Raw genomic sequence first — 26,621 nt, forward strand, 5'->3', positions numbered from 1 at the left:
ACGCGCCCTAGCTCAACTTGCGGTGCTCTACCCGTTGGGCCTTGTAGATCCCTGTGTGCCCCGACACCAGGTAGCTGGCGATGCACGCCACCGCTGCCAGCGGCCCGATGTCGGCGCCGAACAGCTCCATGGCCATGATGATGGTCGCCAGCGGCGTGTTGGCGGCGCCGGCGAACACGGCGACGAAACCGATGCCCGCCAGCATCGCGAACGGCAGGTGCAGGAGCGGTGCCAGGGCGTTGCCCAGGGTGGCGCCGATGTAGAACAGTGGCGTCACTTCGCCGCCCTTGAAACCCGAGCCCAGGGACGCCACGGTGAACACCAGTTTGCCGGCCCAGTCCCACGGCGCTACGGGTACTTGGAAGGCCTGGACGATACCGGGAATGCCCAGGCCAATGTAGTCGTAGGCGCCCAGCGCCCACACCGCCAGGGCAATGACGATGCCGCCCACGAACGGCCGCAGCGGCGGGTAGCCGATCAGCCGTTTCACCAGCGCGCCCAGGCGGTGGGTGGCGCTGGCGAACAGCAGCCCGGCGAGGCCGAAGACCACCCCGGCGATCAGCACTGCCACCAGGCTCCAGGCACCCACCGGGACGATCTCACCGATGGCGTAGTGCACGTGGTGCACGCCCCACAGCAGGCCCACCTGGTCGGCGACGATGGCCGCCACCATGCACGGGAACAAGGCGTCGTAGCGCATGCGCCCGATGGCCAGCACCTCCAGGCCGAACACCGCGCCGGCCAGCGGCGTGCCGAACACCGAGGCAAAGCCTGCAGCAATACCGGCCATGAGGATGATGCGCCGGTCTTCGCGGCGCAGGCGCAGCAGGTGCGTGAGCTGGTCGGCCAGCGCCCCGCCCATCTGCACCGCCGTGCCCTCGCGGCCCACCGAGGCGCCGAACAGGTGCGACACCAGGGTGCCGCCCAGCACAAGCGGCACCATGCGCAGCGGCACAACGTTTTTCGGGTCGTGGATTTCGTCGATCAGCAGGTTGTTGCCCGCCTCCACCGACTTGCCCAGCCGGTAGTAGATCCAGCCCACCACGAAGCCAGCCACGGGCAGCAGCGCGATCAGCCAGCGGTGGCTTTCACGGGTGCCGGTGACGTAGTCCAAGGCAAACAGGAAAAACGCCGAGGCACTGCCGGCCAGCACGGCCACCAGGCTTGCCAGCAGCAGCCATTTACCCAGGTAGGGCAGCAGTTGCAGTTGTTCGAAACGCTTGAATCTTGACATGAAGGGGTCAGCCACAAGGAAAAGAAGGTGCCTGACCAAGAGGGATTTGTTGCGCGTACGCCTACAGCCCCTGTGATCAGGTGTCTGTAGGCATCATCAGCTGCGGCCAGCGCGGCGGTTCAAGGAGGAATGCCATCTCCGGAGCGGCATCATAGCCAAAGAGCCCAGCCGCACACAACAGCGACCCCACCGCTCCCTACGGAATATTCACCCCCGTAGCAGCGGCCGCAGGCCGCGTCCCAGGTACCGCACAGGGCCCAGGACGCGGCCTGCGGCCGCTGCTACGGTGTTATAGGGCGGCGATGGGGACGGTTTCCCAGAGGGCGCGGCGCGCGGCGCCGAGGTAATCGCTGGCCACGCTTACCGGAGTGTCGAAGCGCAGGTAGGCCAGCGCCTGCGGCTCATGCCGTGGCCAGGTGGGCAGCGCCGCGGTCTGTGGGCTGCCGGTGTGGGCGAAGGCGATGAAGCTGTCGCGCATCTGCTCGGACAGCCTCTGCTCCGCCGCGGTGAAACTGCCACGCCCCTTGCCCGGCTGGCCCAGGCCAAAGGTGTAGGGAATGTCGCTGCCATGGCACGGCCCGTAGGGCCCGGCATTGGCGTAGTCGAAACGATACGCCCACACCGGCGCGCCCGCGGCGGCCAGGCGGTCGGCCAGGCGCAGGGCCGGCACGCCGACGAAGATGTCGCTGAACAGCTCGCGCTGCCAGTCGCCCTCGGCGCCCGTGCTCTGCTGGTAGGTCTGCTCGACCTGCGCCCAGGTGGCCTCGCCGACCTTGGCGCGCACCCGCGCCGGCAACCCCTCCAGCAGGTTCACCGCCTTGCCGGCGACGAACAGCCCGCTTTCGTCGCGGCAGTGGCCAATCAGCGTCGGCACCGGGTGGAGCGCCTCCAGCGGGTGCACGGGCAGCAGGCTGCCGTCCACCGCCGGGTGGTAGGCCTCGCCGCCCAACAGCGGCGTATTCGACTGCTCCGCCACCTTGATGAACAGGTTGTTCAGCTCGGCCACCGGCATCTGCTGCAACTGCGCGGCATCCACGCCGCCCGCCTGCAGCACCTGGTGCAGCACCTGCGCGGCCTCGTCGGCCTGGAACAACGGCCGCGCACCGCCGCTCTGGATGATCGCGCGGGCGAACAGGCCCTTGGCCGCCGGCACGCCCAGCAGGCAGCCGATGGACATGGCCCCGGCCGACTCGCCCATCACCGTCACGTTGTGCGGGTCGCCGCCGAAGGCGCTGATGTTGTCGCGCACCCAGCGCAGCGCGGCGACCTGGTCCTGCAGGCCAAGGTTGGCGGCGCCCGGCTCCGCATGCACACCCAGGTAGCCAAAGCCGCCCATGCGGTAGTTCACCGTGACGAAAATCAGGTCACCCCGACGGGCATAGTCGCTGCCATCGAAGCGCGGGTCGCCACCACTGCCCAGCACGAACGCGCCGCCATGCAGCCACACCAGCACCGGGCGCACGTGCACTGCCGGGCTGGCGGGCGCCCAGACGTTGAGGTACAGGCAGTCCTCCTCGCCCTTGGGCTTGTCCTGCAACACCGGCGGATAGGGTTGCTGCACTGCCCAAGGGCCATAGGCCTCGGCCTTCAGGGGTGCGTACCAGGCCTGCAGCGGCTGCGGTGCCTTGAAGCGCAACTTGCCCACCGGTGGCCGGGCGAACGGCACGCCCTTCCAGCTGCGGGTGCCGTCGGCCTGCTGCTGGCCTTGCAGCACGCCCTGGGCGACGGTCACCTGGGTGGGCGAAGCCAGGTCGGCCAGGGCGAACGGCGGCAACAGCGCGGCGGTGGAAACGCTGAGGCAGTGCTGGAGAAAACGGCGACGGGATGATTCGAGTGGCATCAAGACCTTCCTTGGAGCATCAGCTCCTTGCTTGTTGTTATGCGCCGGCGAGCGGCCTTGGAAGAATAGATAGTGAGCTAATGACCCGACAGAAAATAAATTGCCAACGGTGCGATCAGCGCACGCTTTAGGTTCCGTAGGAATTTTCTTCAGATCTTTGGGAAACGTCCTACTTAACTGATGGGGTTACGCCGTTACCGTCCCCTTGCGCCGTCTGTTCAAGCGCGCAAGCCCGTCAGCCACGGATGCTGCCGGCCCGATGACCCCAAGGGAGCTACCCATGCGCCTGCTGTTCGCCCGTCTCTACGCCCCGCTGTTTTTCTTCGGTTTCCTCGCCGCCGGCCTGTGGCTGGTAGGCGACGGCTTGCCGCTGCCCCTGCTGCTGGTGCTGCTGGCCACAGCCGTCATCGTCGCCACCCTGGCCGAACGCTGGCTGCCCTACCGCCCGCAATGGAACGCCAGCCACCAGGACGAGCCGCGCGACCTGCTACACGCGCTGGTCAACGAGGGCATCAATGGCCTGGGCGTCATCACCATTCCGCTGCTGGCGTTCCTGTTGCCCACCCCCGGGCTGTGGCCCAGCCACTGGCCACTGTGGCTGCAACTGGCGCTGGCGCTGCCGATCGCCGACCTGGGCATTACCCTGGTGCATTTCGCCAGCCACCGCTTGCCGGTGCTGTGGCGCCTGCACAGCGTGCACCACAGCGTGCCGCGCATGTACGGTTTCAACGGGTTGATGAAACACCCGCTGCACCAGACCCTGGAAGCGCTGGGCGGCGTGCTGCCGTTGCTGTTGCTGGGGCTGCCGCCGCAGTTGGCGGCGTTGCTGGGCTTTGCCGTGGGCATTCAATTGCTGCTGCAGCACAGCAATGTCGACATGCGCATCGGCGCGCTGCGCCATGTGTTCGCCTGGGCGCCGGTGCACCGCCTGCACCACCTGAAATACGGGCGTGTGGGGGACGTGAATTTCGGCCTGTTTTTCACCTGCTGGGACCGGCTGCTGGGCACGGCGCTGCACCTGCCCGGCTACCGCCTGGGCGATGACGTGGGCATTGGCGACCGGCCGGATTACCCGGTGGGGTATGTGGCCCAGTGCGTGGAGCCGTTTCGGGCGCAGCGCAAGCAGGACGCGGCGGTAGTGCCGGAAGCCTTGCGCGCGGCGTTGGGTGGGCGGCGCAACTGACACGCCTTTGTGGGAGCTGGCTTGCCAGCGAGATGTTCAGGCCCTGAAAGCTCGCTGGCAAGCCAGCTCCCACATAAAACGTCAGGCGGTCAGCGTTGCCCCGCCGTCCACCACCAGGTCCTGCATGGTCACGTGGCTGGCCAGGTCCGAGGCCAGGAACAGCACCACGTTGGCGATCTCGTCCGGCGTGGCGATCTTGCGCAACGGGATACCCAGCTTGTACTGCTCGGGCAGGCCGGCCACCAGGCGCGTGAAGCCCTGGGGGCCGCCGACCATGTCGCGCAGCATCGGCGTGTCGGTGCTGCCTGGCGACACCAGGTTGCAACGCACGCCGTGTTCGGCCAGTTCCAGGCCGATGCAGTTGTTCAGCGCCACCATGGCCGCTTTCGACGCGCAGTAGGCGGCCATGTTCAGGCGCGGCACGTGGGCGGCGTTGGAGGCGATGCTTACCACCGCGCCCTGGCCCTGGGCCTTGAACACCGGCACCAGCTGGCGGAACAGGTAGAACGGCCCGGAGACGTTGACGTCGAAGCAGGCCTGCCAGTCGTCCACCGACAGCTCATCGCTATTGCCCAGGCGCAGCACGCCGGCACCGTTCACCAGCACGTCGATACGCGGCTGCTGGCCGAGCATTTCCTGGCACACCTGCTCCACGGCGATGGGGTCGGTGACGTCCAGCACCACAGTCCGGAAGGTGTAAGCGGGCTCATTGAAGGCGCGGTCGAAACCGATCACCTGAGCGCCGGCGGCCTGGAAACGCAACGCCACCTGCAAGCCAATGCCCTGCCCCGCGCCCGTCACCCATACGCACTTGTTGGTAAAATCCATTGCAGCTACTCACGGCAAGCCGCCCCACACTCGGGGCGGCGAATCAAAGGGAAATCAGGCGGCCTGGCGCTTGGCCGACAGCACCGCCAACCAGCCGGCCAGGGTCGGCTTGCTCGCCAGCTCGGCAAAGCTGACGTCCAGGCCGTCGCGCTGCCAGTTGCCGATCAGGGTCATCACCTGCACCGAGTCCAGGCCGTAGTCCATCAGGTTGTCGTCGGCGCCCGGCTCGCCGTCGTCGGCGTCCAGGAACGGCGTGAGCTGGGCCAGCAGCCAGGCCTGGTCCAGCGCTTGGCCCTGCTGGCCAATGATGCTCTGCACGTCGGTGACGAAGCCCGAACGGGTGGCCACGTAGCGCAGGGCCATGCGGTGCTCTTCCTCGGAGAAATCGGCCAGCGCGTCGCCGACGAAGAACGGCTTGATGTCACGCATGAACGCCTCGGTGGCGCTGACCATGCAGCCGATGTGGGCGTACACGCCGCAGATGATCAGTTGGTCGCGCCCGCCTTCCTTGATCATCTGCTCCAGCGGCGAGCGAATGAACGCGCTGTAGCGCCATTTCACCAGCACCGTGTCCTGGGGCAGCGGGCGCAGCGGCGCCACCACCTGCTGCACCTGGCGGCTGGCCGTGGTCAGGCCCGGGCCCCACATGTCGTTGAGCAGCGCACGGTCCTGGGGGCTCTGCTCGGACGGCTGGGCGGTGTACACCACCGGGATGCCCTGGGCGTGGCACCAGGCGCGCAGGGCCACGACGTTGGCCACCAGCTGGGCCACCAGCGGGCTGTCTTCGCCGTAGAAGTCGAGGAAGTATTCCTGCATGTCGTGAATCAGCAGCACCGCCCGCGACGGGTCGAGGGCCCAGTTGACCTTGTTGGCCGGGAAGCTGGCGACCGTGGGCATGGGGTAGCTGGCGAGTTTCGGGATAGCCATGGGTAAAGCCTTATGCGGATGCGTTGTCGAGGGCTGCGCGCAGGGTCTCGCGCAGCTGCTTCTTGTTGATCTTGCCGACGGCGGTCAAGGGCAGCTCGGCCATGAACTGGAAGCGGTCGGGCAGCTTGTAGTCGGCCACGCCCTGGGCGCGCAGGTACTTGCGCAGGTCCGAGGGTTTCAGCGCAGGGTCGTTGGCCACCACGCAGGCGCAGCTCTTCTCGCCCATCAGCTCGTCGGGGATGGCCACCAGGGCCACGTGGGTCACGGCCTGGTGGTGCAGCAGCAGGTTCTCGATTTCCTCGGCGGCGATTTTCTCGCCGCCGCGGTTGATCACGTCCTTCACCCGGCCGACTACTTTCAGGTAGCCGTCGGCGTCCTGCTGCACCACGTCGCCGGAGTAGTAGAAGCCTTCGGCGTCGAACACCTGGGCGTTGTGCTCGGGGGCCAGGTAATAGCCCCGGAAGGTGTACGGGCCACGGGTGGCGAGCATGCCCGGCTCACCCGGCGGCACGGCGCGGCCCTCTTCGTCGAGCACACAGACCTCGTCGTCGGCGCTCATGGGGCAGCCCTGGGTGGTGAACACCCGCTCGCTGTCGTCGTCCAGGCGGGTGTAGTTGACCAGGCCCTCGGCCATGCCGAACACCTGCTGCAGCTGGCAGCCCAATTCTTCAGGCACGCGACGCGCCAGGGCCTCGGAGAAGTTGGCGCCGCCCACCTGCAGCACCTTCAGGCTGTGCAGGCGCGCGCGATGCTCGGGCGCGGCGCGCAGCCACAGGGCCACCGCCGGCGGTACCAGCGGCACCCAGTCGACGCCATGGCGCTCGATCAGCGCGAAGCAGTTCAGCGGCTCGGGGTCGCTGGCCATCACCACGCAGCCACCAGCGATGAACACGCCCAGGGCGCCGGGCGAACTCATGGTGTAGTTGTGGCCGGCCGGCAAGGCGCTGAGGAAGCACGTGGCCGGGGTCAGGCCGCACAGCTCCACGCTGCGGCGCAGGCTGTAGTAGTAATCGTTGTGGGTGCGCGGGATCAGCTTCGGCGTGCCGGTGCTGCCGCCCGACAGCTGGAAGAACGCCACCTGGCCGCCTTCGCTGGGGCTGGCGACGAAGTGGCGCGCTGGGGTTTGCAGGTGCGTCTGCAGGTCGGCGCCGTCGAGCACCACGGTGGCCAGGCTCGGCGCCACGTCACGCAGTTCGTCGAGGAACACGTCGTTGGCGAACAGGGCGTGGCGGCTGGAAGCAATCAGCACCTTGGGCTGGATCTGCCGGGCGTAGGCCAGCAGTTCCTGGCGCTGGTGGCTGAACAGTGCGTTGACCGGCGCCACGCCCAGCTTCAACAGGGCGAAGAAGGTGACGTAGAACTCGGCGATGTTGGGCAGCTGCACCAGCGCCGCGTCGTGAGTGCGCAGGCCGCTGGCGTGCAGGTAGGCCGCGAGGTTGTCGGACTGGCGGTCCAGCTCGGCGTAGCTGAGGGTACGCTCGCCGCAGATGATCGCCGGGGCGTCCGGGCGCGCCTGCACCTGCTGGGCAAGAATGTCGGTCATCGGCCGGTCCAGCCAGTGGCCCTGGGCGCGGTAGTGGGCGGCCAGGTCAGCCGGCCAGGGCGTGAAAGCGATGCTCATGCGCAGCCCGCCTGTGCGTCGAGGCCGCAGGCGGCCAGCATGGTGCCGAGCTTGGCCTGGGTTTCCTTCCATTCCGATTCGGGGCACGAGGCCTCGACGATGCCGGCGCCGGCGAACAGGCGAATGCGGTCATGCTGCACGGTGCCGCAGCGGATGGTCACCACCCACTCGCCGTTGCCGTGGCTGTCGCACCAGCCCACCATGCCGCTGAACAGGCCGCGGGTCTCGGGTTCGACCAGGTCGATCAGCTTGCGCGCCAGTTGCGTGGGCGCGCCGCACACGGCCGGCGTGGGGTGGATCTGGCAGGCCAACTGCAGCGCCGAGGTGTTGGGGTCGCGCAGTTGCCCCTGCAAGGCGGTGGACAGGTGCCACATGGCGGCGGTGCTCAGCAGCGACGGGCCAGGCGGCACGTCCAGCTGGCTGCACACCGGTTCCAGCACGCGGCGGATGTCGTCGATCACCAGGCTGTGCTCGTACTGGTCCTTTTCCGACACCAGCAGCGCCTCGCCCACTTCGCGGTCCTGCACCGGGTCGACGCGGCGCTTGGCAGAGCCGGCCAGGGGGTTGGTGAACACCTGGTCGTCGGTCTTGCGCACCAACAGCTCGGGGCTCACGCCGATCAGCTCGGCGCCGTCGGCCATGGGCACGCGGAAGTGGTAGCCCGAGGGGTTCTGGGCGGCCAGGTTGGCCAGCACCTGCTCGACATCCACCGGCTGGGTCAGCTGCACGTCGAGCTGACGCGACAGCACGGCCTTGCGGATGGTGCTGGAGCGGAAGTTGGCGATGGCCTGGTTGACGGCGGCCTTGAAGCCGGCTTCGTCGGGAATGCTGCGCTGGTTCAGCACCGCCGGGCGCGCGGCCTCGGCCTGGGTAGCAGCCGCTGGCTGCTCGTCGCGCCAGGCGCACTGGCGGGGAATGTACAGGCAGGACGGCTGGGTGGTGTCGAAGGGAATCGCGCCCATCACAATGGGGTTGTCGATGCCGGCCTCGCGGGCCCGCGCCAGCGCGGCGCCGACTTCGGCGAGGAACGCGCTGGAGGACACGCCGCCGCTGCCGGCCGCGCTATTGATACGGCTGAAGATACCTTGGCCGCGCAGGCTGCGCGTGCCGGAACGGAAGAGGAACTGCGCCTCTTTGCTACCGTCTGGCGTACGGTATCGCTCGTTTTCCAGGTGGTGTGTCGTCATGACGTTCGCCTCGTGACTCGTAATGAGAATTGCTATCAATCATGTTAAGGTTATGGATAGCAGGAAACGTTGTCAACGAGACCTCGGTCTCACCGCCGGTACAAACCCACCCTGTAGCAGCGGCCGCCAGGCCGCGTCAGGGCCGCCACGATTTCCATTCCGGGCCCGGACGCCGCCCGGCGGCAGCTGCTACGGGGCGTGTATCGGCGGCGATACGTGCTTGTGGTTGCAGGCACACACCTCATTGATAAAAATGAGATTTATTCTCCACCAGGGACGCCTATCTTCATGCCCATCCGATTCCCCCGCCCTTCCCTGCGCGCCGGCCTGTGCCTGCTGGCCGCCTGCCTGCCGCTGCTGGCCGGCAGCGCCTACGCCGACGCCGGCTGGCCGCGCACCCTCAACGGCGAGCACGGCAGCGTGGTGCTCAACCACGCGCCCACGCGCATCGTCTCCACCAGCGTGACCCTCACCGGCGCGCTGCTGGCCATTGACGCGCCGGTGATCGCCAGCGGCGCCACCACGCCCAACAACCGCGTCGCCGACGACCAGGGCTACCTACGCCAGTGGGGCGCGGTGGCCAAGGCGCGCAACGTGCAGCGCCTGTACATCGGCGAAGCCAACGCCGAAGCAGTGGCGGCCCAAGCGCCGGACCTGATTTTGATCAGCGCCACCGGCGGCGACTCGGCCATAGCCCTGTACGACCAACTCTCGGCCATCGCCCCGACCCTGGTGGTGAACTACGACGATAAAAGCTGGCAGCAGCTGGAAACCCTGTTGGGCGAGGCCACCGGCCATGAAGCCCAGTCTGGCCAGCTGATCGAAGCCTTCGCCGAGCGCCAGGCGCAGCTGCGCAACAGCCTCAAGCTGCCGCCGCAGCCGGTGTCGGCGTTCGTCTACAACCCGGCCGCGCGCCAGGCCAACATCTGGACCGCTGCCTCGCCCCAGGGCCAACTGCTGGCGCAACTGGGCTTCGAACTGGCAGAGCCCTCGCCGGCCCTGGCCAACAGCCAGAACATGGGCAAGCGCAAGGACATCATCCAGGCCGGCGGCGAGCACATGGCCGACGCGCTCACTGGCCAGAGCTTCCTGATGTTCGCCGCGGAACCGGCGGACACCAAGGCCATCCTCGGCAACACGCTGCTGGCGCACCTGCCGGCCATCGATAGCCAGCGCGTGTACGCCCTGGGCGCCGACACCTTCCGCCTCGACTACTACAGCGCCAACCACCTGCTCGACCGCCTGCAGGCGCAGTTCGGCACGCCCGGCGCTCAGGCCGCCACGGCGTCGAACTGAACCCGGCGCAGCTGGCGCATGCCCAGCGCCAGCACCAGCCCCACCGCCATCGCCGCCAGGCCGAACGCCAGGGCGGCGTTGGCCGGTAGCAGCCACGAGCCTAAGCCCCCCAGCAACGCCGCGCCCAGGGCGTCACCACTGACGTTCTGCGCGGTCCACAGGCCGTTGACCCGGCCCAGCAGGTGGTCCGGGGTCTGCGCCTGGATCAGCGCGTACTGCAGCAGCGCGTTCACCGCACTCAAATAACCAAAACCGGCCAGGCACAGCAGCGCCAGCCAGAACGACGGCACCACGCTGAACCCGGCGATGGCGGCAAACGCCAACAGCGCCGTGGCCAGCATGCGCTTGCCAGGGCGCGGCGTGGCCGCCAGGCGGCCGCTGGTGATGGCACCGATGGCCGCGCCCAGCGGCGTGGCCGCGTACATCAGGCCTAGGTGCGCGGGGTCCAGCTGCCAGGCGAGGCCCAGCGCCGGGTACAGCACGCGCACGGCGCTGGCCAGGGTCAGCAAGGCGCCAATCAGCGCCACGGTGCCCACCACGCGGTTTTCGACCAGGAAGCCGATGCCGGTGGCCAGCGCCTTCAGCGGGTGCTCGCGCGGCACCGGCGGTGGCGGCAACGCTGGCAGGCGCAGCAACAGCAGCACCGTAATCAACGTGCCGAACGCCGCCAGGCCATAGTTCCAGGCCACGCCCCCGGCGCTGATCAACAGCCCGCCCAGCAAGGGCGAGAGAATCGAGCCGATGCGCACGGTGAGCATGCTGATGGCCCCCGCCTGCACCATGTGCTCGCGGCCCACCAGCGCCGGCGTCGCCGCCAGCAAGGCGGTGACGCCAATGGCGCCGAAGAAGCCGTCCCACAGCGATAGCGCATAAATAGCCAGCAGCGACGGCTGCGCCAGGCACGCGTTCAGGCACAGGCCGACAAAGGCGATGCCGCAGGTGGAACGCGCCAGCAGGATCAGCCGGCGCCGCTCATAACGGTCGGCCAGCACGCCACCGAACATCAGGCCGACGAACATGCCGGTGCCGGCCAGTGTCACGGCCAGGCCAACCTGCAGGGGGGAATGGGTGAGGGCCTGGATCTGCACCGGCATGGCAATCGCCAGCAGGCCCAGGGAGATCAGTGACAGCAGCCGGGCAAGGAACACCGCGCGGAACGCCGGGTGGCTGCGCAGCAGGCTGAGGTTGAGAAAAATCGACGGTCTGGCCATGAAACTCCCTTGTATCGACAGGCCTGTATCGATAGGCGAACTACCTATCAAGCGGGCCACATGATAGCATTCGCCAATCAGTCGTATAAACGAATGCTTCGTATTTGTATCGATACATTAAGGCGATTCACGATGTTCGCACCGCTCCGGCAGGGCCGCCCATGAGAGCTTCCCTGCGCCTGCCCCTCACCGCCCTGGCGCTGCTGGGCGCCGTGCTGGCCAGCCTCCAGGTGGGCGCCCACCTGGCCCCGCTGTCACAGGTACTGGACGCCCTGACCGGCGCCTGCACCAGCGTCGACTGCGTGGTCATCACCGACGCGCGCCTGCCGCGCACCCTGGCCGGGCTACTGGCGGGCGCGGCGCTGGGGGTGGCCGGGGCGCTGATGCAGACCCTGACCCGCAACCCGCTGGCCGACCCCGGCATCCTGGGTATCAACGCCGGCGCCAGCTTCGCCCTGGTGGTAGGCATGGCCTGGCTGGGCGTCAACGGCCCGGACCAGTACGTGGTGTGCGCGGTCATCGGCGCGCTGCTGGCCAACCTGCTGGTGACCCTCAGCGGCTTCACCGGCGGTGGCCGCGTGAGCCCCATGCGCCTGACGCTGATGGGCGTGGCGCTGACCGCGGTGCTGGAAGGCATCGGCTCGGGCATCACCCTGCTCAACCCGCTGGTGTTCGACCAGATCCGCTACTGGCAGGCCGGCTCCCTGGACGTACGCAACCTTGAGCTGATCAAGGCCGCCGCCTTGCCCATCGGCACCGGCGTGCTGCTGGCGCTGGGCCTGGGCCGCGCGCTGGACAGCCTGGGCATGGGCCTGGACATGGCCGCTGCCCTTGGCACCCGGGTGCTGCGCACGCAACTGCTGGGGCTGCTGGCGATCACCCTGCTGTGCGGCGCGGCCACGGCGATGGTCGGCCCCATCGCCTTCGTCGGCCTGATGATGCCGCACCTGGCGCGCTGGCTGGCCGGGCCCGAGCATGGCCGGCAGCTGCCGTTCACCCTGCTGCTGACGCCTACTGTGTTGCTGCTGGCCGACACCCTGGGCCGGCTGATCACCGCTGGCGAGCTGCGGGTGTCGGTGATGACCGCCTTTATCGGCGCGCCGGTGCTGATCTGGCTGGCGCGCCGCCAGCGCCTGGGGGCCAACTGATGAGCCGCTTGCACAGCAGACGCCCGCTGTTCACCGCCGCCGCCCTCGCCCTGCTGTGCCTGGCGTTGGCCGCCTGGGCGCTGGCCAGCGGCAGCCTGGCGCTAAACCTGGGCCAGGTGCTGGACGCACTGCGCGGCCAGGGCGCACCCGGCACCCAGCTGATCGTGCTGCAATGGCGCCTGCCGCGGGTGGTGGCGGCGCTGGTGCTGGGCGCGGCGCTGGCGGTCAGCGGCGCGATCTTCCAGTCGCTCATGCGCAACCCGCTGGGCAGCCCCGACATCATGGGTTTCAACACCGGCGCCTACAGCGGCGTGCTGGTGGCCCTGGTGCTGTTTCACGGCAACACCCTGGGCAGCGCCTCGGCGGCGCTGATTGGTGGCCTGCTGACTGCCGTGGTGGTCTACCGCCTGGCCTGGCGCAACGGCATCAGCACCCTGCGGCTGATCATTATTGCCCTGGGCGTGCGCGCCATGCTGGTGTCGTTCAACACCTGGGTCGTGGTCAACGGCTCGCTGGAGGCCACGCTGTCGGCGGGCCTGTGGAACGCCGGCACGCTCAACGGCATCACCTGGGCCAAGGCCGTGCCGGCGCTGCTGTGCATCGCCGTGGCGCTGGCCGGCAGCCTGGTGCTGAGCCAGCGCATGCGCCTGCTGGAAATGGGCGATGACACCGCCAACGCCCTGGGCGTGCCGGTGGAGCGCTCGCGCCTGCTGCTGCTGTTGATGGGCGTGATACTCACCGCCGCCGCCACCGCCGTGGCCGGGCCTATTTCATTCCTGGCCCTGGCGGCGCCGCAGATTGCCCGGCGCCTGAGCCCCTCGCAACACCTGACTCTGCCGCTGGCGGCGCTGACCGGCGCGGCCTTGTTGCTGGCCGCCGACCTGGCCGCCCAGCGCCTGTTCCTGCCCTACCAACTGCACGTCGGGCTGATTACCGTCAGCCTCGGCGGGCTCTACCTGATTGGCCTTCTGATTCGGGAAACCCGCAAGCGATGACCGCCCTGCCCGCCCCTTCGCGCCTCTGGGCCGAGCAACTGACCTTGGGCTACGACGACAAGGTCGTGGCCCGCGACCTGTCCGTGCACATCCCCGACGGCGAACTGACCGTGATCATCGGCCCCAACGCCTGCGGCAAGTCGACCTTGCTGCGCACCTTGAGCCGCCTGCTGCAGCCGGCCGCCGGCCAGGTGTGGCTGGACGGCCAGGCCATCAGCCGCTACCCCACCAAGGAGGTGGCACGGCGCCTGAGCCTGCTGCCGCAAAGCTCCACTGCACCCAGCGACATCCTGGTGCGCGACCTGGTGGCGCGCGGGCGCTACCCGCACCAGACCCTGTTCAGCCGCTGGAGCGCCGCCGACGAAGCCGCGGTGCAAGGCGCCATGGCCGCCACCGGCGTCGCCGAGCTTGCGGAAAAACCGGTGGACACCCTGTCCGGCGGCCAGCGCCAGCGCGTGTGGATCGCCATGGTGCTGGCCCAGCAGACGCCGCTGGTGCTGATGGACGAACCCACCACCTGGCTCGACATCACCCACCAGATCGACCTGCTGGAACTGCTGCGCGAACTCAACCGCGACCAGGGGCACACGCTGGTGGTGGTGCTGCATGACCTGAACCACGCGTGCCGCTACGCCACGCACCTGATCGCCATGCGTGGCGGCAAGGTGCTTGCCAGCGGCAAGCCGGCCGACATCGTCACGCCCGAGTTGATCGAGGCGGTGTATGGTTTGAAGTGCGTGATCATCGACGACCCCGTGGCGGGCACGCCGATGATCGTGCCGCTGGGGCGCTGATGGGTTAGGGGTGACCTCAAGGCGCATGTCAGGAGATTTTTAGCGCACATGAAATCGAGCGCCGCCCGCGCGGCGCATCGCCGCCTGACGCGCAACCCGGCTCCTACATCTGTTTCGGGCCAGTTATGCCTTTAAGGCCACCTCGACCGCCCTCCTGCACCACCACAAATCTGCAGTGAACAAACAAGGCGTGCCAGCTGATTTCACAGACAAAATTGGCCCGAAACAAACGGTAGGAGCCGGGTTGCGCGTCAGGCGGCGATGCGCCGCGCGGGCGGCGCTCGATCTCAAGACCGCTACAAAAACAAAGACAGGCACCTTCCCACCATCACAACCCCTTCAACGCCCGGTTGATCAACGGCCCCACCTGCGCCATCGAGGCCGGCGAGATGATGTCCACGTGCGCGCACGGCAGGCGGTGCACCTTGAGGCTGCCCACGAACGGCCCCCAGGTCTGCTGCACGTCCATACCTTCGGGCAGGGTCTTCTCGGCCACGAACAAGGTTGCCTCGCCGCTATAGGCCGAGCTGCGCGCCGTGGCCAGCAGGCGCACGGAGTCGGCGTAGTTGGCTTCGATGTCGTCGAACATGCCGCCACCGCCTGCCGCCATCGCCGCATCCTGCAGGCCCTGCTGGGCCGCCAGGAACAGCTCGCGCTCGCGGTTGACCTCGTCCAGCACCTCCTGCTTGAGCACGTTGCGGCCCTGGCGTTCGTCCCAGTTCTGGGTCTCCGGCGGGTAGGTGTCGAGCAGGCCCAGGAAGGCCACCTGCTCGCCCTCTGCCTGCAACCGCGCGGCCACGCCCTGGGCCAGGGTGCCGCCCAACGAATAGCCGGCAAAGTGGTACGGGCCATGGGGCTGCAAGGCGCGCACAGTGAGCAGGTGCGCATCGCAGGCAGCGTCGAGGTTGGCGCAGCTGTGCAGCGGGCCATTGCCGCGCGGCGACTGGATACCCACCAGCGACCAGTGCGGGTCGATGTAGCGCTGCAGCACGCTGAACTGCCAGGCAAAACCCGAGGCCGGGTGGAAGCAGAACAGCGTCGGGCCGTTGCCCTGGCGCAGTGGCAGCACGCTCTCGAAACCGGCCCGGCGGGTTTCGTCTTCGCTCTGCTCGCTGGCCAGCAGCTGGGCCAGGCGCTCCACGGTGGAGGCGATCATCACCTGCCCCACCGCCACCGGCCGCTGCAGTTCGCGACGCAAGGTGGCGGCCAGGCTCATGGCCAACAAGGAATGGCCGCCCAAGGCGAAGAAGTCGTCCTCGGCGTTGACGCCGTCGCGCTCCAACACCCGGGCGAAAGCCCCGGCGATCTGCGTTTCCAGGCCTTCGGCCGGGGCGCGCCCGCAGGCCTTGGCGCTGGCCTGCGGCAACGGCAACGCCTTGCGGTCGAGCTTGCCGGTGGCGCCCAGCGGGAACTCATCCAACTGCACCAAGGCCACCGGTACCATGTGCGCCGGCAGGCGGTCCACCAGGGCCATGCGCAGGGCAACCAGGTCCAGCTCGCGGCTGCCCTGGGCGATCACATAGCCCACCAGTTGGCGCGCATCGCCACCGCCCACCGGGGCCTCGCCCAGCACCCGGGCGTGGGTCACGGCCTGCTCGACGCCCGGCAAGGCCAGCAGCGCGTGGTCGATTTCGCTCAGCTCGATGCGCTGGCCGCGAATCTTCAATTGGTCGTCGCTGCGGCCCAGGTATTCCACCGCGCCGTTGTCCAGCCAGCGCGCCACGTCGCCGGTGCGGTACATGCGCCCGCCGTTGCCGTAGGGGTCGGCGACGAAGCGGCTGGCCGTCAGGTCGGCGCGGCCCAGGTAGGCGTGGGCCAGTTGCACGCCGGTCAGGTACAGGTCGCCGGCAACGCCAGGCGGCACCATGCGCAGGCGCCGGTCGAGGATGCGCAGGCCGGTGTTCCACACCGGGAAACCGATGGGCACGCTGGCGCCCTGCACGCCGGCCAGGGTGTCACCGTGGGCCGGGTACCAGCTGACGTCGACGGCCGCTTCGGTGGGGCCGTAGAGGTTGTGCAGCGGCACGCCAGTGCGGCGCTGCCACAATTGCGACAGATCGGTCGGTAGCGCCTCGCCGCTGCAGAACACCTGGCGCAGGCTGCGGCAATGGGCGATGGCGGCGTCGTCGTTCAAGGCACTGACGAACGCCGCGAGCATCGAGGGCACGAAGTGCGTGGTGGTCACGCCCTGCTCGCTGAACAGCCGCTGCAGCGCTTCCGGGTCACGGTGCGCCTCGGGCGGCGCCATGTGCAGGCGCGCGCCGGTGATCAGCGGCCAGAAGAACTCCCACACCGACACGTCAAAGCTGCACGGGGTCTTCTGCAGCACCACGTCGGTGCTGCCCAGGGGGTACTGGTGCTGCATCCACAGCAGGCGGTTGACGATGGCCTGGTGGCCGACGATCACGCCCTTGGGCCGGCCGGTGGAGCCGGAGGTGTAGATGATGTAGGCGGCGTGCTCGGGCGTCGGCTGGGCGAACTGCAGCGGGCCGTGCGGGTCCAGCTGCAGCGGCGCTTCCAGCAGCAGCGCCGGGCAGCTGGCCACGCCGGCGAAGCGCGCGGCCTGGGCGGTGTCGGTGATGATCAGGCGCGGCGCGGCGTCCTCCAGCATCAGCTGCAGGCGGTCGTCGGGGTAGCCGGTGTCCAGCGGCAGGTAGGCGGCGCCCACCTCCAGGATGGCCATCAACGCCAGGGACAGGAACACCGAGCGCGGCAAGGCCACGGCGACGATATCGCCAGGCTCCACGCCCTGGGTCACCAGCCGTTGGGCCAGGGCCTGCACCTGTTCGCGCACCTGCTGGTAATCGAATTGGTAGCGGGCGTCCGACAGCGCCGGCGCGTCGGGCGTCAGCAGCGCCTGGGCGGCCATCAGGCTGACCAGGGTGTCGTCGGTCAGCGGCTGCTCGGTGGCGTTGGCGCGGGCCAGCAGCGCCAGGTCCTGGATGTCCAGCAGGTTGGCGGCTTCGCAGCGCAGCTGCGGGTTGGTGCCGAACTGCGTCATCAACAGGCTCAGGCGGCGCAGGTGGCGGGCCAGGGTGGCGTCGTCGTAGCGCTCGGCGTTGGCCAGCAGCTCCAGCGACAGCTCGCCGCGCGGGGTGAGGAACAGCGCCACCTCCAGGTCGCGCACCGGGCCCGAGGCCAGGGTGTGGGTGACGCCGGCGATGCCGTCCAGGTCCAGGGCAAAGTCGAACAGCTTGAGGTTCTGCACCACGCCGTACAGCGGCTCGGCGTCGCCGATGCGGCCCAGGTCGCGCTGGATCTGTTCGGCGTCGTAGCGCTGGTGCTTGCGCAGGCGCTTGAGCTCGGCGGCGATGCTCTGCGCCAGCTCCGCCAGGGTGGCCTGGGGCTCGACCCTGACCTGCATGGGCAGTACGTTGATCACCGCGCCACTGGCGCTGGCGGCGGCCGAGCCCATGCGGCGCATGAAGATGAAACCGGCGGTGAAGGCGTCCTGGCCGCTGAGGCGCGACAGCCACAGGTTGACCAGGGCCAGGGCCATGTCGGCGCGGCTGATGGCGGCCGGCTGGTCGGCCATCAGGCGGTCGAAGGCCTGGGTGTCAAAGCTCAGGGTGTGGCGCAGCACGCGGCTGCTGGCGCTCTGGCCGCCCAGCGGCTGGCTCGACAAGGTGGCCGGCGGCGGCAGCTGCCGGCCTTTCTCCCGCCAGAACTGCGCGTCGCGCTCGCACGTCGCGCCCTGGCGGTAGGCCTGGTACTCGGCCACCACCTGGCTGAACGGGGTGAACGGCGTGGGGCCGGCGGCCTCGCCACGGCGCAGGGCGTTGTAGTGTTCGGCGATGCGCCGGGTAATGGCGGCGAAGCTGTAGCCGTCCACGGCCAGGTGATGATAGCGCTGGTACCAGAACCAGCGGCCCTCGCCTACCTGCATCAGCCGGTTCACGCACTCAAGCCCACTGCTGGCCACGCGCAGGTCGCCCTGCAGGTCCTGGCGCATCCACGCCAGTGCGGCGGCCGCCGGGTCGGCCGCGCCGCGCAGGTCGGCGCAGGTGGGGCGTGCCGGGGCGCGGCTGAAGTCGAACCATTGCAGCGGCTGGCCGTCGCGCTCGGCGACGTGCAGGTGCAGGGTATCGACCTCGGCCAGGCCCGCCTCGATGGCTTGCAGCAGCAGGTCGCTGTCCAGCGCGCCGGCCAGTTCCACGTAGTGGGCCACGGCGTAGGCGTTGTGGTGCGGCGACAGTTGGTCGGCCATCCAGATGCCCGGCTGGGCAGCCACCAGGGGCATTTCGTGGCGGGTAGCGACCAGGGGGGTCACAGGTGCGGGGTTTGACAGGTTCATCCGTGACTCCGGTTCAGGAAGCGTTGGCGCCCAGGGCGCGGCGCAGGGAAGCGGGACGCAGGTCGCGCCAGTGCAGTTCCAGCCACTGCCCGCAGGCTTCGCGGCTGGCGGGGCCGTGGACGATGGTCCAGCCCGGTGGCACGGCGCAGAAGTCCGGCCACAGGCTGTGCTGGCCCTGGTCGTTGATCAGCACGTGACAGCCCTGTTGCGGGTCGTCGAAAGGGTTGAGTTGCTCCACGGAATGTTCCTTGTCGTGAGAGGGTCGCGGCGGTTCAACCCGCCGCGCAAAAGTCGGCCCACAGTGCCACCAGGCCATCGAGCAGGCCCTGGCGCCAGCACAGGGCATCGTGGCCGCCGTTGACCACGCGATACTGCGGGGCAAGGCCTGCATCGCGCAGCGCTTGCACCATGCGTTGGTTGGCGCGGTGGATCACCGGTTCGCGCAGCCCGGCTTCGATAAACAGTTTCAGTGGCTGGCCGTGGCCAAGCCCGGCGTCGACGCGCTGGGGCAACTGCCGCGAAAGGTCATCGCGGGGCCACCAGAACGAGCCGGACTGGGCCAGCACGCAGCCAAAGCGCCGGGGCCACTGCAGGCCGGCGTACAGCGCCGCCAGGCCGCCGAAGCTCTGCCCGGCGACCACGGTGGTGGCGGGGTTCGGCGAGTGGGCCTGCCAGTTCATCACCTGCGGCAGCAATTCTTCCTGCAGGGCTTCCCAGAAGGCCGGGTTGCAGGCCAGTTCGGCGCTGCGGTGGGCGGTGTCGATGCTGTCGACGAACAGGTACACCGCACCCGGCAACGTGCCGTTGGCGGTCAGCGCCTGCAGCGGCTCGGCCAGGGGCAGGCTGGCGGTCCAGAAGGCGCCGTCCAGCAGCACGGCCAGGGGCCGGCTGGGGTCCTGGTCGCGGCCGGTGCTCAGCAGCCACACCCGGCGGCTGTTGCCCAGGCGCGGGCTGTGCCAGTGGTATTGCTGGAGGCTGGCGGCCGGCGCCTGGCCGGCGTCCACCGCCAGCCAGGCCGGGTGCGCGGGCGCCTGCGGCATGTGCAGGCCGGACACGCCCAGGCCGCGGCCGCCGGTCCAGGGCCGCATGGGGTTCAGGGGATCGTGCTGCGCGCGCGGGAACATGGCCCGCCACCAGGGGCGCAGCGCGTTCAAATCGGGGTTGCCGTGGGCGTCGATGGCATCGAAATCGCGGTCGTCGTCGCAGGGCATGAAGCTGTAGCTGCCGCGCCAGTTCGCGTCGATGCGCGTCTGCCACAGCCAGATGTCGGTGCCGTCGATGCGCGCCAGGCTTTGCGGCGCGCATTGGCGGTGGTGGTCGGTGAGACCGGTGATGTTGATCCAGACGCGTCGGGTAGCCGACGTCGCGGCCGTGCCGCGGGGGTCACGCCAGACGAAGGTCACGGCGTGCTCCCCGGCCTGCGCCGGGCCGACCAGGGGGGTACCCTGCTCGGCCAGCGCCTGCCACCACGACTCGCTGCCCAGGTCCTTGCGTGCCAGGAGCTTGTCCATGGGGACCTCTTAGAACTCGTACCGGGCGCCGACGCTGAAGGCGCGGGACTGGCCGAGGAAGTTGAAGGTGGCCGCCGAGCCGACGCGCGAGTAGTAGTCGCGGTTCAGCAGGTTGGTACCGTCCAGGGTCGCGGTGAGTTTCTTGGTGATCGGGTAGGACAACTTGGCATCCACGGTGGCGTAGCCAGGCGCGGCCACGGTGTAGGTGCTGGTGGTCATGTAGAAGTCGCTCATGGCGGTCACGCCGCTGCCGATGGCCAGGCCTTCCAGTGGGCCGCTGGCGACGGTGTACTTGTTCCACAGCGAGGCGGAGTGCTTGGGCATGGTCTGGAAGGTGCTGACCGCGTCGCCGCTGAGCACCTGGGTGTCCATGTAGGTGTAGCCGGCCAGCACGTCCCAGTTGGGCAGCAGCTTGCCGCTGACTTCGAACTCGGCGCCGCGGATGCGGGTCTTGCCGGACGCTACGTCATAGGTCGCGGTCGGATCATCCTCGGGGGTGGTCGCACGGTTCTTGTCGGTCAGCTGGAACACCGAGACGCGGGTGTTCAGGTCGCCGCCGAAGTAGCTGCCCTTGATACCGGCTTCATACTGCTCGCCGGTGCGCGGCTTGAGCACGTTGCCGGCCTGGTTGGTCTCGGTCTGCGGCTTGTACACCTGGGAGTAGCTGAAATACAGCGAGTTGTTGGCGTCCAGGTCGTACACCGCGCCGCCGTACGGGGTGACGTGGGCGCTGATGGTCTGGTCGTAGTCGGTCTGCGCGCCGGTCTTGAGGGTGGTGGTGTAGCCACTGCCCTTGTAGTAGCTCAGGCGCGCACCGCCGATCAGCGCCAGGTCGGCGATGGGGCGGAAGGTCAGCTTGGAGTACAGGCCATACTCTTCGGACTGGGTGCCGACCTTGGTGGCGGTGCTGCTGGCGTAGATATCGGTCGGCTTGGCGAACGACGTCGGGTCGTAGCTGTTGACGTTAATGGTGCCCAGGGTGCCGGCGGCGTTCTTGTAGTAGTTGTGGTAGTTCTTGTAGTCGGTGCCCACCACGAACTCGCTGACGTTGCCCATGGCCTCGAACGGCTGGCTGTAGCTGGCGTCCATGGACACGGTGTTCTCGGTGAACTCGCGGCCGGTGTAGCCTTCGGTGGCGGTGCCGGTGCTGGACACGCCACTGCGGGTGAAGGCGTACAGGTAGTCGGCGTCGCGGTCCGAGGTGCGCAGGGCAACGCGGCCGTTGCCGCCGTTGTCGAAGTGGTGGGTCAGCTCGGCGGTGAAGTCGGTGGTCTTGCCGTCGAAGTAGTTCCAGTCGGCGCCCAGGAACTTGGAGCGGCTGAAGTCCAGCAGGTTGCCCTTGGTGTCGGTCGGGTAGCCGTTGTTGGGCGTGATGTTCTTCACTTCGTGGTTCAGGCCGAACGACAGCTGGGTGGCGTCGTCGAGGTCGATGTCGAGGGCGCCGTAGTAGGTTTCGCTGTCGCTGGCGTTGTAGTCGACCATGCCGTTGCTGGCGTCACGCGAGGCGATGAAGCGGCCCCGCACGCGACCTTCGGAATCCAGTGGGCCAGAGACGTCGACCTGCTCGTGGTTGGTGTCGAAGGTGCCGTAGCTGGCCTCGACGCTGCCCTGGAAGTCGGCGGTGGGGCGCTTGCGCACCATGTTGACGATGCCGCCCAGCTCGCTGGTGCTGCTGAACAGGCCGGCCGGGCCGCGCATCACTTCCACGCGGTCGTAGGCGACCAGCGACGGCACGGTGCCGAAGATGCTGGTCATGGGCGCCGGCAGGCCGTCGATCTGGTATTCGTCGTACTCGTAGCCGCGCGAGTAGATGGACGAGCGACCGCTGTCGTTGGTCAGCACGCGCAGGCCGGCGGTGTACTTGGCCAGGTCATCGAGGTGGACGAACTTGCGGTCCTTGATGTACTCGCTGGTGTAGGTGGAAATGGATTGCGGAATGTCCTTGAGCGGTGCCGGGGTCTTGGTGCCCACGGTGGCGCCCTGCACGGTGTAGCCGCCGGTCTGTTCGGACGGTGGCATGTCGTAGAGCTTGTTGCCCTCGATGGTCAGGGTGTCCAGCTCCAGCGGCGCGCTGGCCTGGGCCTGGGGCTGGGCAACGGTCTCGGCCAGGGCACTGAGCGGGAATGGCGCCAGCAGGCCAACCAGTACCAACCCATGGGTGCGTCGCAGGGCACCGCTACGTTTACTTCCGTTCATACCACTTCCTTTGCATGATCTGTTCGACAGATGTCTTTTTCCTGCGCCCCGGGCGCAGCCTTTGTGATGCCGCGTCATGCAGCCCTCAGGTACCCGCCCTGCCCCGCTTCGCCAGTGGCCCCCGCCACTTTTTCTGGGCAAACGTCTGCCGGCCAGGCTTTTGCAGGCGTGAGCGAGACGATTGGGCGAAGCGTCGGGGGCGGTTACCCGCGCCTGGTGAGGCGCTGTGAAACGAGGTGCGGCATGGTGCGGCGCGTTGATGGTAATAACTCTCAATAACAATCGCAAACGCAATTGGTAGTATTTCTTGATTGTTACATTGACGTAGATGGGTTACGCGGCGAGGCCGCGTGGTGCGCGGGGGGTGGTGGGTGCGTATCAGGACCAATACCGCCGGCCTGTCGTCACCTCGTGCGCAACCCGCTGAGCGCGGCGGTTGCGTAGCAGCGGCCGCAGGCCGCGTCACCTGGCACACCGCGTAGGGCCCGGACGCCGCCTGCGGCGGCTGCTACAGAGGCGCGCGCAACGCGTTGATCGCGGCGCCTGGGAAGGGAAAAGGAAGCGTAGCTGCGGTGACAAGACGAGTCAGGGAATACCAAGCAAGCTAATGGCTTTTGGCCATTACCTGTGCCATCTTTGCCGCCCTCGAACCAACCGCGTCGAGGGTGATCACGCCTGCCCCATAACCCATATGCCTACCTGATAATAATTCCAGCAAACAGCATTACCCCGAGCACTTCGTACCATGAGCATTGGAATACTGTCGTCGCGCAAGAACAAATACCGAGCGATGATCAGCCTCACCCTCTTTATCGTCACGCTGGTCGCAACACCCATGATCCACACCCACTGCGTGGCGGAACGCAAGGCACGCAGGGCGCTGCGCCCGCAGCTGTTGCCGGTCGTCACCCAACAGGAGCTGGGGAACGCCGCTACGCTCACCCGCTTTGCGGCAAAAGGTGCGTCGAAGACGATCGTCATCGCCACGCCCACAGGCCTGGAACTTGACGCAAAGGCATTGAGAAAGCTGAGCTTCGATGCCACCGCCAACATCGTCGAGCTGCACTTGCCCACGGCTGGCGGCCAGGCCTCCAGCGCCGAATTTGCCAAGCAGCTGCAGCCGTTCGCGGCCGATCTCAAGGTGGTCATCGGCATCAACGAGCTGGGGGCGCTGGCGCAAGCCTGGCAGGCGCCCGCCCAACAGGAAGGCGTGACCACCATTGCCCTCGACGTCGATGGCACCACCGCCTCGGCGGCCACCCTCGACACCCTGCGCAAGCTGCTGGGCGTGGTGCAGGGCAAGGACTTCAAGCGCTTCCCGCTGATCGAGCTGCCGGCACACACGCCAAGCGGCACCTTGGCCATCTTCTACTCGGGGGATGGGGGTTGGCGCGGGCTGGACAAATACGTCTCGGAGAAGTTTGGCGATAGCGGCATCTCGGTGGTGGGCGTCGACAGCCTGGAGTACTTCTGGGACACCAAGCCCGCCGAACTGGCGGCCACGGACCTGGCGGAAATCATGCAGCATTATCGCCAGGCCTGGGGCATCAAGCGTTTCGTGCTGATTGGTTATTCGTTTGGCGCCGATGTGATGCCGGCCCTGTATAACCGCCTGCCGGTTGCCGACCAGGAGGCCGTGGGCAACATTATCCTGCTGTCGCTGGCGCGCCAGACCAACTTTGAAATTCACATAGAAGGCATCATGGGCAAGGACGTCGGCCGATATGCCACCGGCCCTGAAATAGCCAAACTGCCCGCCGACAAGGTCACCTGCCTGTACGGCACGGACGAAAGCCGCAAGAGCGGCTGCACCGACACCAGTATCGTCGGCAATGTGATGGCGTTCGCCGGCAACCATCATTTCAACGACGATTACGAGACCGTCTCGGGGAAACTGCTGGGCGTTATCAACCGCCCATGAACTGCGCTGCGACGGCTCCATGGGAGCCGTCGCAGCGCTGCACCGTCAGTCGAAACGGTCGAGGTTCATGACCTTGTCCCAGGCCGCCACGAAGTCGCCGACGAACTGCTGCTGCGCATCCGCGCTGCCGTAGACTTCCGCGTAGGCGCGCAGCTGCGCGTGGGAGCCGAACACCAGGTCGACCCGGGTGCCGGTCCATTTCACCGCGCCGGTCTTGCGGTCGCGGGCCTCGAAGGTGTCGTTGTCGGCCGACAGCGGCCGCCACTCCACGCCCATGTCCAGCAGGTTGACGAAGAAGTCGTTGGTCAACGTCCCCGGCCGCTGGGTGAAGACCCCGTGCTTGCTCTCGCCGACGTTGGCGCCCAGCACCCGCAGGCCGCCCAGCAGCACGGTCAGTTCGGGGCCGGTGAGGGTCAGCAGTTGCGCCTTGTCCACCAGCAGGTGCTCGGCCGATACCCGGTATTTGCCCTTGAGGTAGTTGCGGAAGCCATCGGCGATGGGCTCCAGGAAGCCGAACGATTCGACGTCGGTCTGCGCCTGGGACGCGTCCACGCGGCCCGGCCGGAACGGCACGGTGACGCTGTGGCCGGCGTTTTTCGCCGCCTGCTCGACACCGGCGTTGCCGGCCAGCACGATCAGGTCGGCCAGGGATACCTGCTTGCCCCCCGCCGCCGCGCTGTTGAAGTCACGCTGGATACCTTCCAGGGTGCCCAGCACCTTGGCCAGCTGCTGCGGCTGGTTGGCTTCCCAGTCCTTTTGCGGCGCCAGGCGCAGGCGGCCGCCGTTGGCGCCGCCGCGTTTGTCCGAACCGCGGAAGGTGGACGCCGCCGCCCAGGCGGTGGACACCAGCTGTGCAACGCTCAGGCCCGAGGCCAGCACCTTGGCTTTCAGTGCGGCCACGTCGTTGTCGTCGACCAGCGCGTGGTTAACAGCTGGCAGCGGGTCTTGCCACAGCAACTCTTCGCTGGGCGTTTCCGGGCCCAGGTAGCGGGCCAGCGGGCCCATGTCGCGGTGGGTGAGCTTGAACCAGGCACGGGCGAAGGCGTCGCTGAGCTGGTCGGGGTTGGCCAGGAAACGGCGGGCGATGGGTTCGTAGACAGGGTCGAAGCGCAGCGCCAGGTCCGAGGTCAGCATGGTCGGCGCGCGGCGTTTGCTGGGGTCGTGGGCGTCGGGGATCTTGCCGGCGCCAGCGCCGTTTTTCGGCGTCCACTGGTGGGCGCCGGCCGGGCTCTTGGTCAGCTCCCACTCGAAGCCGAAGAGGTTTTCCAGGTATTCGTTGCTCCACTTGGTGGGGGTGGAGGTCCAGGTCACTTCCAGGCCGCTGGTAATAGTGTCGCCGCCCTTGCCGCTGCGGAAACTGTTGCGCCAGCCCAGGCCCTGCTCTTCCAGGCCGGCAGCTTCGGGCTCGGGCCCGACGTTGTCGGCGGGGCCGGCGCCGTGGGTCTTGCCGAAGGCGTGGCCACCGGCGATCAGCGCCACGGTTTCCTCGTCGTTCATGGCCATGCGGCCGAAGGTCTCGCGGATATCGATGCCTGACTTGACCGGGTCAGGCTGCCCGTCCGGGCCTTCGGGGTTGACGTAGATCAGGCCCATCTGCACCGCGGCCAGGGGGTTTTCCAGGTGGCGGCCACCGTCGGTGCGGCTGCTTTCGCTGCCGTGCAGGTCGGGCTCGGCCACCAGGGTGCCGTCGCCGGGCGGCTGGGCTTTCTGCTGTTCGTTGCCGTAGCGCACGTCGCCGCCCAGCCAGGTTTTCTCGTTGCCCCAGTACACGTCCTCGTCCGGTTCCCACACGTCGGCGCGGCCGCCGGAGAAGCCGAAGGTCTTGAAGCCCATGGATTCGAGGGCGACGTTGCCGGTGAGCACGATCAGGTCGGCCCAGGAGATCTTGCGCCCGTACTTCTGTTTCACCGGCCAGATCAGCCGGCGCGCCTTGTCCAGGCTGACGTTGTCGGGCCAGCTGTTGAGCGGTGCGAAGCGTTGCTGCCCGGCCCCCGCGCCGCCGCGGCCGTCACCGGTGCGGTAGGTGCCGGCGCTGTGCCAGGCCATGCGGATGAACAGCGGGCCGTAGTGGCCGAAGTCGGCCGGCCACCACTCTTGGGAGTTGGTCATCACCGCCAGCAGGTCCTGCTTCACCGCGGCGAAGTCCAGGCTCTTGAACTCCTTGGCGTAGTCGAAGCCATCGCCCATGGGGTCGGACTTGACGGTGTGCTGGTGGAGGATTTTCAGGTTCAGTTGGTTGGGCCACCAGTCACGGTTGGTGGTGCCGCCGCCGGCGGCGTGGTTGAACGGGCATTTCGATTCGTTTGCCATGATTGCTTTACCTTATTGTCGATGTAAATCAATGACATGAGGTGCTGGCCAGGTGAATGGGAAAAGCGCTGACGATCAACGGGTTGGCGGGGCCACCTGGCTCATTATTATCTCCCTATCAGGTT

The 26,621-nt window shown here is 68.0% G+C and carries 18 protein-coding genes and 1 riboswitch; of the genes, 6 read left to right on the forward strand and 12 right to left on the reverse strand.

Features of this window, described 5'->3' with window-relative positions:
- Positions 1–7: 7 nt before the first annotated feature.
- Both RAM80_RS03925 and RAM80_RS03930 read right to left on the reverse strand, forming a co-directional pair.
- Positions 8–1,234, reverse strand: coding sequence for a voltage-gated chloride channel family protein (locus RAM80_RS03925; RefSeq protein WP_416424926.1), 1,227 nt, complete (start codon positions 1,232–1,234; stop codon positions 8–10).
- Between the two features lie 80 nt (positions 1,235–1,314).
- Positions 1,315–1,383, reverse strand: a riboswitch (Fluoride riboswitch).
- Positions 1,384–1,523: 140 nt separating this feature from the next.
- On the reverse strand, positions 1,524–3,074 hold the full coding sequence (locus RAM80_RS03930; RefSeq protein ID WP_416424927.1) for a carboxylesterase/lipase family protein: 1,551 nt from the start codon (positions 3,072–3,074) through the stop codon (positions 1,524–1,526).
- A gap of 280 nt (positions 3,075–3,354) precedes the next feature.
- Between RAM80_RS03930 and RAM80_RS03935 the strand changes: the two genes are divergently transcribed.
- Positions 3,355–4,257: a sterol desaturase family protein gene (locus RAM80_RS03935; RefSeq protein WP_416424928.1), complete on the forward strand. Its 903-nt coding sequence runs from the start codon at positions 3,355–3,357 to the stop codon at positions 4,255–4,257.
- A gap of 81 nt (positions 4,258–4,338) precedes the next feature.
- On the opposite strand, the gene dhbA is transcribed toward RAM80_RS03935, so the two are convergent.
- Genes dhbA through RAM80_RS03955 form a run of 4 tightly spaced genes read right to left on the reverse strand, consistent with a single transcriptional unit; the run spans position 4,339 to position 8,820 of the window.
- Complete coding sequence (dhbA, locus tag RAM80_RS03940) at positions 4,339–5,085, reverse strand: 2,3-dihydro-2,3-dihydroxybenzoate dehydrogenase (RefSeq protein ID WP_416424929.1); 747 nt, start codon at positions 5,083–5,085, stop codon at positions 4,339–4,341.
- Positions 5,086–5,139: 54 nt separating this feature from the next.
- Positions 5,140–6,012: an isochorismatase family protein gene (locus tag RAM80_RS03945; protein ID WP_416424930.1), complete on the reverse strand. Its 873-nt coding sequence runs from the start codon at positions 6,010–6,012 to the stop codon at positions 5,140–5,142.
- A 10-nt stretch (positions 6,013–6,022) separates the two neighbouring features.
- The gene (locus tag RAM80_RS03950) at positions 6,023–7,633 is read right to left on the reverse strand and encodes a (2,3-dihydroxybenzoyl)adenylate synthase (protein WP_416424931.1); all 1,611 of its coding nucleotides are present in this window, start codon (positions 7,631–7,633) and stop codon (positions 6,023–6,025) included.
- Positions 7,630–8,820 (reverse strand): isochorismate synthase, encoded by a 1,191-nt coding sequence (locus RAM80_RS03955; protein ID WP_416424932.1) that lies wholly within the window; start codon positions 8,818–8,820, stop codon positions 7,630–7,632. Before RAM80_RS03955 ends, RAM80_RS03950 begins: the two co-directional genes overlap by 4 nt.
- 288 nt (positions 8,821–9,108) lie before the next feature.
- Here RAM80_RS03955 and fepB point away from each other — a divergent pair, with 288 nt between their 5' ends.
- Positions 9,109–10,116 (forward strand): Fe2+-enterobactin ABC transporter substrate-binding protein, encoded by a 1,008-nt coding sequence (gene fepB / locus RAM80_RS03960; RefSeq protein WP_416424933.1) that lies wholly within the window; start codon positions 9,109–9,111, stop codon positions 10,114–10,116.
- Here fepB and entS read toward each other — a convergent pair.
- Positions 10,092–11,327: an enterobactin transporter EntS gene (entS, locus tag RAM80_RS03965; protein WP_416424934.1), complete on the reverse strand. Its 1,236-nt coding sequence runs from the start codon at positions 11,325–11,327 to the stop codon at positions 10,092–10,094. The two genes, fepB and entS, sit on opposite strands and share 25 nt — an antisense overlap.
- A gap of 161 nt (positions 11,328–11,488) precedes the next feature.
- Here entS and fepD point away from each other — a divergent pair, with 161 nt between their 5' ends.
- Genes fepD through RAM80_RS03980 form a run of 3 tightly spaced genes read left to right on the forward strand, consistent with a single transcriptional unit; the run spans position 11,489 to position 14,264 of the window.
- Positions 11,489–12,475, forward strand: a complete 987-nt coding sequence (fepD, locus tag RAM80_RS03970; RefSeq protein ID WP_416424935.1) for a Fe(3+)-siderophore ABC transporter permease — start codon at positions 11,489–11,491, stop codon at positions 12,473–12,475.
- Complete coding sequence (fepG, locus tag RAM80_RS03975; protein WP_416424936.1) at positions 12,475–13,470, forward strand: iron-enterobactin ABC transporter permease; 996 nt, start codon at positions 12,475–12,477, stop codon at positions 13,468–13,470. Before fepD ends, fepG begins: the two co-directional genes overlap by 1 nt.
- Positions 13,467–14,264 carry an ATP-binding cassette domain-containing protein gene (locus RAM80_RS03980; RefSeq protein ID WP_416424937.1) on the forward strand — a complete coding sequence of 266 codons (798 nt, stop codon included), beginning with the start codon at positions 13,467–13,469 and terminating at the stop codon, positions 14,262–14,264. Before fepG ends, RAM80_RS03980 begins: the two co-directional genes overlap by 4 nt.
- 328 nt (positions 14,265–14,592) lie before the next feature.
- Here the strand turns inward: RAM80_RS03980 and RAM80_RS03985 are convergent, their stop codons facing one another.
- From RAM80_RS03985 to RAM80_RS04000, 4 genes are read right to left on the reverse strand one after another with little or no spacing between them, the layout of a single operon-like run.
- On the reverse strand, positions 14,593–18,558 hold the full coding sequence (locus tag RAM80_RS03985) for an enterobactin synthase subunit F (protein ID WP_416424938.1): 3,966 nt from the start codon (positions 18,556–18,558) through the stop codon (positions 14,593–14,595).
- Between the two features lie 13 nt (positions 18,559–18,571).
- A complete protein-coding gene (locus RAM80_RS03990) occupies positions 18,572–18,796 on the reverse strand; it encodes an MbtH family protein (RefSeq protein ID WP_416424939.1) in 225 nt (74 codons plus the stop codon).
- 34 nt (positions 18,797–18,830) lie between these two features.
- Positions 18,831–20,069 carry an enterochelin esterase gene (gene fes, locus RAM80_RS03995; protein WP_416424940.1) on the reverse strand — a complete coding sequence of 413 codons (1,239 nt, stop codon included), beginning with the start codon at positions 20,067–20,069 and terminating at the stop codon, positions 18,831–18,833.
- A gap of 9 nt (positions 20,070–20,078) precedes the next feature.
- The gene (locus RAM80_RS04000) at positions 20,079–22,265 is read right to left on the reverse strand and encodes a TonB-dependent siderophore receptor (protein ID WP_416424941.1); all 2,187 of its coding nucleotides are present in this window, start codon (positions 22,263–22,265) and stop codon (positions 20,079–20,081) included.
- Between the two features lie 745 nt (positions 22,266–23,010).
- Here RAM80_RS04000 and RAM80_RS04005 point away from each other — a divergent pair.
- Positions 23,011–24,186, forward strand: coding sequence for an AcvB/VirJ family lysyl-phosphatidylglycerol hydrolase (locus RAM80_RS04005; protein ID WP_416424942.1), 1,176 nt, complete (start codon positions 23,011–23,013; stop codon positions 24,184–24,186).
- 45 nt (positions 24,187–24,231) lie between these two features.
- Here RAM80_RS04005 and katG read toward each other — a convergent pair whose 3' ends face one another.
- Positions 24,232–26,496: a catalase/peroxidase HPI gene (gene katG / locus RAM80_RS04010; protein WP_416424943.1), complete on the reverse strand. Its 2,265-nt coding sequence runs from the start codon at positions 26,494–26,496 to the stop codon at positions 24,232–24,234.
- Positions 26,497–26,621: the final 125 nt, after the last annotated feature.

The sequence above is a fragment of the Pseudomonas sp. App30 genome (genome assembly GCF_047947025.1).
In the GTDB taxonomy this organism is placed as follows: domain Bacteria; phylum Pseudomonadota; class Gammaproteobacteria; order Pseudomonadales; family Pseudomonadaceae; genus Aquipseudomonas.

Coding starts and splice junctions, on each gene's coding strand:
- RAM80_RS03925 (WP_416424926.1), bottom strand. CDS start 1,234: ATGTCAAGATTCAAGCGTTTCGAACAACTGCAACTGCTGCCCTACCTG.
- RAM80_RS03930 (WP_416424927.1), bottom strand. CDS start 3,074: ATGCCACTCGAATCATCCCGTCGCCGTTTTCTCCAGCACTGCCTCAGC.
- RAM80_RS03935 (WP_416424928.1), top strand. CDS start 3,355: ATGCGCCTGCTGTTCGCCCGTCTCTACGCCCCGCTGTTTTTCTTCGGT.
- dhbA (WP_416424929.1), bottom strand. CDS start 5,085: ATGGATTTTACCAACAAGTGCGTATGGGTGACGGGCGCGGGGCAGGGC.
- RAM80_RS03945 (WP_416424930.1), bottom strand. CDS start 6,012: ATGGCTATCCCGAAACTCGCCAGCTACCCCATGCCCACGGTCGCCAGC.
- RAM80_RS03950 (WP_416424931.1), bottom strand. CDS start 7,633: ATGAGCATCGCTTTCACGCCCTGGCCGGCTGACCTGGCCGCCCACTAC.
- RAM80_RS03955 (WP_416424932.1), bottom strand. CDS start 8,820: ATGACGACACACCACCTGGAAAACGAGCGATACCGTACGCCAGACGGT.
- fepB (WP_416424933.1), top strand. CDS start 9,109: ATGCCCATCCGATTCCCCCGCCCTTCCCTGCGCGCCGGCCTGTGCCTG.
- entS (WP_416424934.1), bottom strand. CDS start 11,327: ATGGCCAGACCGTCGATTTTTCTCAACCTCAGCCTGCTGCGCAGCCAC.
- fepD (WP_416424935.1), top strand. CDS start 11,489: ATGAGAGCTTCCCTGCGCCTGCCCCTCACCGCCCTGGCGCTGCTGGGC.
- fepG (WP_416424936.1), top strand. CDS start 12,475: ATGAGCCGCTTGCACAGCAGACGCCCGCTGTTCACCGCCGCCGCCCTC.
- RAM80_RS03980 (WP_416424937.1), top strand. CDS start 13,467: ATGACCGCCCTGCCCGCCCCTTCGCGCCTCTGGGCCGAGCAACTGACC.
- RAM80_RS03985 (WP_416424938.1), bottom strand. CDS start 18,558: ATGAACCTGTCAAACCCCGCACCTGTGACCCCCCTGGTCGCTACCCGC.
- fes (WP_416424940.1), bottom strand. CDS start 20,069: ATGGACAAGCTCCTGGCACGCAAGGACCTGGGCAGCGAGTCGTGGTGG.
- RAM80_RS04000 (WP_416424941.1), bottom strand. CDS start 22,265: ATGAACGGAAGTAAACGTAGCGGTGCCCTGCGACGCACCCATGGGTTG.
- RAM80_RS04005 (WP_416424942.1), top strand. CDS start 23,011: ATGAGCATTGGAATACTGTCGTCGCGCAAGAACAAATACCGAGCGATG.
- katG (WP_416424943.1), bottom strand. CDS start 26,496: ATGGCAAACGAATCGAAATGCCCGTTCAACCACGCCGCCGGCGGCGGC.